Consider the following 7,251-nt stretch of genomic DNA (forward strand, 5'->3'; position numbering starts at 1 on the left):
GGGGTGGCGCCGCACCGTGTATTTGTCGGCTACCAGTTTGAATAGCGTATTCGACGCCGCATCGAGAAAGAAGCGACTGCTGCCCACCGCTTCCATTTGTCGTGTCGTGCCGGGTTGCGACAACATGAGGCGGGAAGTAAACGCAAAGCGTGTGCGCATGTAATACCAGCGCGCAACGCCATTGAGCGAGACACGATACAACGGCATGAGTGGCGATCCGCCTCGTTCGGAAAACAAGGCGCTAATCCTCGGGAAGCGGGGGAAGGTTGTCAAGGCGATGTCATGACAGGACTGGCGCCTGCCGTGGCGGCTGGTTAACGTACGCTCAGAGATATCCCCGGATGAGGAAGATGCCATGCTGACGCCTGTGATTCTCGCTGGCGGTAATGGAACGCGTCTGTGGCCGCTATCGCGTCGCGATACGCCCAAGCAATTCCTGGCGCTGCTTGGCGAGCGGAGCCTGCTGCAAGCGACGCTTTTGCGCTTGGAGGGGCTCGACGTGGCTTGTCCCATCGTTGTCTGCGCGGATGCCCATCGTTTTTTGGTCGCCGAGCAGTTGCGTGAAATCGACTGTGAGGCGGATATCGTGCTCGAACCCGAGGGGCGCGACACCGCACCGGCTATCGCCATGGCGGCGCTTTGCCAGCAGGCACGTGAAGACAGCGCGAACCGTGACGCGCCTCTGTTGGTATTGCCTTCCGACCACCACCTCGAAGAGGTGGCGGCGTTCCACGAAGTAGTGAAGACGGCGCTGCCGGCGGCGGGGCGAGGTGACTTGGTGACGTTTGGCATCGTGCCGACGCGAGCAGAAACCGGCTATGGCTATCTGGAGGTCGCCGATGTCACGGCGGGCTTGCAACCGCTTGTACGTTTCGTGGAGAAACCGGATGCCGCCCGCGCGCATGAATTTGCGCATGACGGCCATCATCTCTGGAACAGCGGCATGTTCTTGTTGCGCGGTGATCGTTACCTCGAAGAGCTGAGACATTGGCGCCCGGCCATGCATGCCTCGGTGGAGAAGGCATGGGCCGGACGCGGCGCAGACCTCGATTTTCTACGTCCCGAGGCGGGCGCATTCGCCGAATGCGATGCCGAATCCATCGACTACGCCGTCATGGAACATACCCGAGCCGGTGTCGTCGTCCCTCTGGCGGCGGGATGGTCGGATGTTGGTTCCTACCAAGCATTGTGGGACGTTGCGTCGAAAGACGATGACGGCAACCTGCTGCGCGGCGACGTCATCGCGGAAGACACGCGAGACGCCTGGGTACAGTCGCAGTCGCGCCTGGTCGCGACGCTCGGGATCTCGGATCTGGTCGTCGTCGAAACCGCTGACGCCGTGCTGGTAGGGGATCGCCACCGCGTCCAAGAGGTCAAAACCCTGGTCGCGCGTCTGCAATCGCTCGGGCGTCAGGAAGGTATCGCCCATCGGCGTGCCTATCGCCCGTGGGGCAGTTACGAATGCGTCGAGCAGGGCGCACGCTTTCAGGTCAAGCATATTCGCGTACATCCTGGCGCCCGCCTATCGTTGCAGCGCCATCATCATCGCGCCGAGCACTGGATCGTTGTCTCGGGCACGGCACGTGTCACCCGGGGAGACGAGATCTTCCTGTTGGGTGAAAACCAGTCCGCATACATCCCACTGGGCATCGCACATCGTCTGGAAAATCCCGGCCGCATCGAATTGGAACTCATCGAAGTGCAAAGCGGCGCCTATCTCGGTGAGGACGATATCGTGCGCCTCGATGACGATTATCGGCGCGACTGATAGAGAACGTTTTGTATCAGGAGCCATGATCAAGCGGAGAGACTTAATCAGCCCTTAAGGTATCGAGTCTATCCTACTAGCTTCTTTGTAAATTTGGACGTGTTGACAAAATGGCTGATCTAGATAAATGGAATGGAACAGGTCTCGTACGTTTAAATAAAGCTCTTTTTTGTTCTCTAAAAGGCTTGAGTGCTGCCTGGGTGCATGAGTCGGCATTTCGTCAAGAATTAGTGGTCCTTGCATTGTTGATGCCAATTCCTACCTTTGGGGATTACTTGCCTATAGAAAAAGCGATGATGGGGGCATCTCTCATCTTGCTATTGGTAGTGGAGCTTATAAATTCAGCTATTGAAGCTGTTGTGGATCGCGTGGGAACGCAATGGCATACATTAAGCGGCCGAGCCAAGGATCTTGGGTCAGCATCGGTTTTTATGACATTTTTGCTTGTTGTTTGGGTCTGGTTTAATATTTTAATGAAGTGATTTCAGTCATCTAGTGGTCGTTTGAAGTGTACCTTGTTACGTCACTTTGAAAGACTTTAAAGGAGTGAAGCGGCCATACTGTTAAAATGCTTGCAATAAGTATTGCGAAGTAAATGGAAGAGCTTTTATTGGTTTGGTGCTGAGAAAATTGGTGCAAAAATAGATAGAAAAAAAGGCAAGCCCATCCTGTCCCTAAAAACACCCCGCCGACAATATCAGTTAACCAGTGCGCATTCAGATAAACTCTAGAAAAGCATATAAGGAACAGTAATGAAAAGATGGTGAGGCCAGTCAATATTCTGTGTTTAACATTAAAGTGATGAGTAAATAGGAGGAGGATGCACAAGTAGAGCGTTATGTTTAATGTGGTGTGACCACTCGGAAAAGAAAAAGTCTCCCAGTTTTCATACAGCCCCACCATTGGGCGACTTTCATGTATTAAAAACTTCAGTAGAGGAACCGTTAAAGATATGCTGGTCATGGTTAAGGCTAAAAGTATAGCGGGTGCTTTTTCTTTCCTTACGAGCATGGATATTACTATTGCTGAGGATATTATGCCCACTACGATGCCATCACCAAGTTCAGTTATGCTTAGCATGAAGTTGAATAGAAAAGAACTCTGGTGCTGTGCAAAGAGGTTGTGTATGGTTCCATTTATTCCAGTAAACCAATTAGTAGTTTTAACTATCAATGATAGTATCAAGAAGAGTGAAAAGCATGTTGCTGAAAGTATCAAGAAAGATCTTGGTGATCTTGATGAATTGCCAGATACAGCGATTGTCTTTTTCATTTTAAAGCTCAGGTTGGAGGTGTTAAGGGGTTTTGTTTCTATAATGTTAAGAGAGGCTTAAAGCCTCTCTTTGACGGGATTTTAGGGTGGTGATGACTATTTTGTCGTGGGAGCTTCGTATAGCGGCGCAGATTTTTTATTTCCTGGGCACTGAGAAAAAGCGCTTCCGGGAAGAAGCCACCAATGATCACTGTTCTGAATACCCAGATCATGCTTTTCGGATTGATCGATACAAGCTTCCCCTTTTGCCTGATCTGCTCGTGTTAATATCCAACGCTCATCGGGAGACTGTTTAACCCATGCGTAAGCACGTTGTAATTGTTTTTCTAATGGGGTTTTAAAGCCGAATTGCACGACGGGTTGTTGTGCTTGTAGCACAAATTCTTCATCGAAATCCGGGAGCGCCAATGAAGCGTTTTTTCCTGTTATGCGCTGAACATTTTGCATCATATCGTGAGGCGACCTGGCCGTATTCATTAGTACATAGCCCCATGTAGACCATGAAACCCAGAAGGCCAGCATCCATATTACAAATATCAACATTCCACGGTGCGGTTTTAACCAGAGGATGAGGGGGATAGACAGCGCACCAATCGTCATCCACCAATTCCAAGGCACTACTCCATAGTGCTGCGATAATTCGTTTAGGCTACTGACTCCATAACCACCTAAGACTCCTGCAGTTAGTAAAGTGCCTGAAATGGCAATGATAGTAAATGTTGCCAGATAATTGAGACCCTTTTGTTGCAATAGGCCGGGTATGGACGGCGCGACCGCCCATATTAACAATGGGATTGTAGGCAATATATAAACGCCTCGTTTGCCTGGCGACAACGAAAAAAACAGAAGGATCAGCAATATTGCGCTTAAAGGCATCCAAATCTTAGCATCGCGTCTTCTCAATCGACGCTGCCAGTGTTTAATAAGCCATGGGAAGGCCAGTATTAGAGGTAGCCATGCCCAAGGAATGACACTGGCTAGATAGTAATACCAAGGGTTCAAGTGATGCCATGAATTGGCATATCTTTCGCCCGTCTGTTTGAAAAGGATATTATCCCGATAAGCTGTGAGACTTGAATCGTCTCCAAATGTGGCGATCAAGACCATGGGCACGACCCACAAGCTAACCGTCAAGATAAGTAATGAAAAACCCTTTATATACTGTTTCCATGCAGGGTGATGCACTACTCCTTGTTTATAGAATAATATCCAGCCGGGTATTAACGCCAAGGGCAGAAAGCCTACCCCCTTGGTCAATATACCGATGCCCATTGCGATCCAACTGACATACCACCAGATATTCTTGGCGTCAATTAATGAATAGCGTAGAAACCCGTAAGCCCCTAACGTAGTAAAAAAAGTGAGAGACATATCTATTTGTGCCGTCCGAGCTTGAAGAGCAAATTGGAACGTGCTCAACAGGGCAACGCCGGCTAATAGTGCGATGCGTATACCGTAGAGTCTTTTCGTTAAATCTGCTACTAAAAAGAGAGTTCCGAAAGCAGCAAGTAGAGACGGGAGCATGAATCCCCAACGGACCGAGCCAGTTAGAGCAATACCTATTGCCATTGCCCACATGAAAATAGGGGGTTTGTCTGGATAAATTTCGCCGGCGCGATGAGGAAACCAAAACTGACCTGTCTTAAGCATTTCAAGCGCATTGAGTGCAAAGCGTGGTTCATCTGCTGGCCATGGATCACGTAGCCCCAGCCCAATCGCTAAAATTACAAAACTACCAAGAAGAAAAAGGCACCAAAAAAACCGATTATGCCGGGCCATCGTCATTGGCAAGGGCAAGAAACGCATAAAGCTATTCACTTTTCGTTGATTTTCGATGTGTTTCATTACGAATTAAGATCATATTACGCATGTAGATAAAAAGCCCTGCTCCCTGACCAACGATAAATACGGGATCTTGTCGATAAATTGCATAAGCAAAAAGCGTGGCGCCTCCGCCTAGGCTTAATATCCAAAACGCGTTGGGCACGATACTGCGTCGCGCCTTCTCACTTGCAATCCACTGGACCAAGAAACGGGCCGAAAAAAAGCCTTGTCCAAGAAATCCAATAATCATCCAGATTAAGTCGGGTTTAAACATGTTTGCCGGAGTCGTTGTCAGTAGGGTATGAATCCACCAGCGGCATTAAATTTGCCGGTAGTCGTGATCGGCGGCGCAACCACATAACACCGAGAATATCTATAATCCCTGCCCAAAGTCTGTCATGTAAACCATAATGTGAGTGTCCGTTTTGACGTTCTCGGTGGTTTACATTCATAGAAATACAGGTCCCTCCCTGCGCTTGAATAAGCGCAGGTATAAAGCGGTGCATATGGTTAAAATATGGCAGTTTAAGAAACGCATTTTTGTTTATTAATTTAAGGCCACACCCGGTGTCGGGTGTTGAATCATTCAGTAGTTTGCTCCTGATACGGTTGGCGATTTTTGAAGAAAACCTCTTATGCCAAATATCACGTCTTTTATTGCGGTGCCCAGCAATTACCGTGACTGTGTTAGTGCTCGCATATTGATAAAGGATAGGTATGTCTGCCGGGTCGTTTTGTCCATCGGCATCGATAGTCGCCAACCAATCCCCTTCCGCTAGCCTTGCCGCTTGCCAGATAGACGTGCTTTGTCCGGAGCTTTTGTGGTGGCGGTATGCGCGTAGCCGTGGATTTTTCCTGGCTTCATTTGCAAGCCAATTTTGGGTGTCATCTATAGAGCCATCATCGATAACGATGATTTCGTGTTCAATTGAAACAAGTGCCTGATCAATTTCATCAAGCAACGTTGGTAAGTTTTCAACTTCATCTTTTGCAGGAATGATGACTGATAGTGTTTTTGGTCGCATGATTGCATATATAAAGTAGTGGCTTTGTCTTGATTATAAATATTTTTTCTTAAGGTATTCTTAAGCCTTTTGATGAATTTATTTGTTGCGCGTAAGCATGACTTAAGAAGTGGGGTGACATCATGAAGTATCCTTGTTATATATAAAGTTGATGTGCACATGCTCCCCAGAACTTTTTTAAAATACAGTGAATCACCTTGGGTGCCCTTGTTGAAGATGTGGGTTTTATTCACCCTGTTAATTATTGCAATAGCTTATTTTGAATTAGATTTTAGGACGGCTGATGCCGTTTACACGATGGAGGGAGGTGATTGGACGTTATCGGATTTCTGGCTGACTAAGTATGTTCTGCATGATATAGGGAAACGCTTTAGTATATCTATAGGTGTAGTGGTCTTGGTGGCAATTGTTGCAACCTTCTTTGTAGGGGCAATGAAAAGTCTGCGTCGTCCTTTGGTGTATCTCTTTGTATCAGTTGCACTTTCCGCATTAATAGTTTCTTCTATAAAGAACAGCATTAATGTGGCATGTCCTTGGGATTTAGTACGCTACGGAGGGAATATTCCTTACGTTGGTTTTTTCCAAGAGTGGCCTTCTAAGTTTCCAGATATTGCATGCTTTCCTGCCGGGCATGCTAGTGCGGGTTATGCCTGGATTGCCTTGTACTTCTTTTTCGACTACCTCTTTGTCTCTTCTAAGTGGAGACGTTTAGGTGCAGGGGGGGCTATGTCTATGGGCCTTCTTTTTGGTATTGATCAGCAAGTTCGTGGGGCTCATTTTTTGTCGCATGATTTGTGGACATTGATGATTAGTTTTAGTGTTTCCCGAATATTGGCGTATCTGTTTTTTGGTTTAATTAAAAATCGAAAAGTCGCTGTTGGTGATCTTGTTAATTCTTGAGGTGAGGTCGTTTATGTATAATTTATTTTCAAGGCTGAGCTTCCTGCGTCCGGTTTTGACGACGGACTTCCTGACCTTTTTGGTGAGCCTTGGTGCTACATTGTTTTATAATACGCCTTTTTGGGATGAGGTTTTTGATTATATCTCTCCAGTAGGAATAATGGACTGGTTGCTTTTGCTCGAGTATGGGGTTGTTCTTACTTTTTTGCAGTTTTTTGTATTTGTCTTTTTAGTGAATCGTTGGCTGGCGAAACCTTTTCTTGTCGCCATAATATGTTTGGCAGCGGCCGTTAACTTTTATACAAGCCGTTATGGCGTATACTTCAATACCGATATGGTGAACAACGTTCTGCAGACGGATACCAAGGAAGCTGGTGAGCTGTTTACTTGGGGGTTCCTTGGATACATGATTGTTTATGCCGCTATTCCTTCACTGTTTGTTATCTGGTTTCGTATAAAAAG

General features: G+C 47.3%; 8 protein-coding genes and 1 pseudogene. 5 read left to right on the forward strand and 4 right to left on the reverse strand.

The window, feature by feature from the left end:
- Positions 1-237: pseudogene (locus OP496_RS16175) on the reverse strand (hypothetical protein); the annotation flags it as partial.
- A 118-nt stretch (positions 238-355) separates the two neighbouring features.
- Between OP496_RS16175 and OP496_RS16180 the strand changes: the two are divergent.
- The 3 genes from OP496_RS16180 (at position 356) to OP496_RS16190 (ending at position 3,101) form a co-directional block, all read left to right on the forward strand.
- Complete coding sequence (locus tag OP496_RS16180; protein ID WP_178999935.1) at positions 356-1,768, forward strand: mannose-1-phosphate guanylyltransferase/mannose-6-phosphate isomerase; 1,413 nt, start codon at positions 356-358, stop codon at positions 1,766-1,768.
- Positions 1,769-1,878: 110 nt separating this feature from the next.
- Complete coding sequence (locus tag OP496_RS16185) at positions 1,879-2,250, forward strand: diacylglycerol kinase (protein WP_178999936.1); 372 nt, start codon at positions 1,879-1,881, stop codon at positions 2,248-2,250.
- A 470-nt stretch (positions 2,251-2,720) separates the two neighbouring features.
- Entirely contained in the window at positions 2,721-3,101 is a 381-nt protein-coding gene (locus OP496_RS16190; protein ID WP_246923546.1) for a hypothetical protein, read from the forward strand.
- Positions 3,102-3,136: 35 nt separating this feature from the next.
- Here OP496_RS16190 and OP496_RS16195 read toward each other — a convergent pair whose 3' ends face one another.
- From OP496_RS16195 to OP496_RS16205, 3 genes are read right to left on the reverse strand one after another with little or no spacing between them, the layout of a single operon-like run.
- Positions 3,137-4,885 carry a glycosyltransferase family 39 protein gene (locus OP496_RS16195; protein ID WP_247620130.1) on the reverse strand — a complete coding sequence of 583 codons (1,749 nt, stop codon included), beginning with the start codon at positions 4,883-4,885 and terminating at the stop codon, positions 3,137-3,139.
- Positions 4,851-5,138, reverse strand: coding sequence for a lipid-A-disaccharide synthase N-terminal domain-containing protein (locus tag OP496_RS16200; protein WP_075368761.1), 288 nt, complete (start codon positions 5,136-5,138; stop codon positions 4,851-4,853). Before OP496_RS16200 ends, OP496_RS16195 begins: the two co-directional genes overlap by 35 nt.
- Positions 5,131-5,889, reverse strand: coding sequence for a glycosyltransferase family 2 protein (locus OP496_RS16205; protein WP_247620131.1), 759 nt, complete (start codon positions 5,887-5,889; stop codon positions 5,131-5,133). Before OP496_RS16205 ends, OP496_RS16200 begins: the two co-directional genes overlap by 8 nt.
- Before the next feature lie 159 nt (positions 5,890-6,048).
- Between OP496_RS16205 and OP496_RS16210 the strand changes: the two genes are divergently transcribed.
- Both OP496_RS16210 and OP496_RS16215 read left to right on the forward strand, forming a co-directional pair.
- A complete protein-coding gene (locus OP496_RS16210) occupies positions 6,049-6,789 on the forward strand; it encodes a phosphatase PAP2 family protein (RefSeq protein WP_247620132.1) in 741 nt (246 codons plus the stop codon).
- A 13-nt stretch (positions 6,790-6,802) separates the two neighbouring features.
- A partial coding sequence (locus OP496_RS16215; protein WP_280564829.1) for a DUF1705 domain-containing protein occupies positions 6,803-7,251 on the forward strand: 449 nt, incomplete at its 3' end.

Origin of the sequence: Chromohalobacter sp. 48-RD10 (assembly GCF_029889785.1) — a bacterium.
GTDB lineage: Bacteria > Pseudomonadota > Gammaproteobacteria > Pseudomonadales > Halomonadaceae > Chromohalobacter.

Bases quoted from the DNA above. Each gene is read 5' to 3' on its own strand.
- OP496_RS16205 (WP_247620131.1), bottom strand. From the start codon at position 5,889: ATGCGACCAAAAACACTATCAGTCATCATTCCTGCAAAAGATGAAGTT.
- OP496_RS16210 (WP_247620132.1), top strand. From the start codon at position 6,049: ATGCTCCCCAGAACTTTTTTAAAATACAGTGAATCACCTTGGGTGCCC.
- OP496_RS16195 (WP_247620130.1), bottom strand. From the start codon at position 4,885: ATGAAACACATCGAAAATCAACGAAAAGTGAATAGCTTTATGCGTTTC.
- OP496_RS16190 (WP_246923546.1), top strand. From the start codon at position 2,721: ATGCTGGTCATGGTTAAGGCTAAAAGTATAGCGGGTGCTTTTTCTTTC.
- OP496_RS16200 (WP_075368761.1), bottom strand. From the start codon at position 5,138: ATGTTTAAACCCGACTTAATCTGGATGATTATTGGATTTCTTGGACAA.
- OP496_RS16180 (WP_178999935.1), top strand. From the start codon at position 356: ATGCTGACGCCTGTGATTCTCGCTGGCGGTAATGGAACGCGTCTGTGG.
- OP496_RS16185 (WP_178999936.1), top strand. From the start codon at position 1,879: ATGGCTGATCTAGATAAATGGAATGGAACAGGTCTCGTACGTTTAAAT.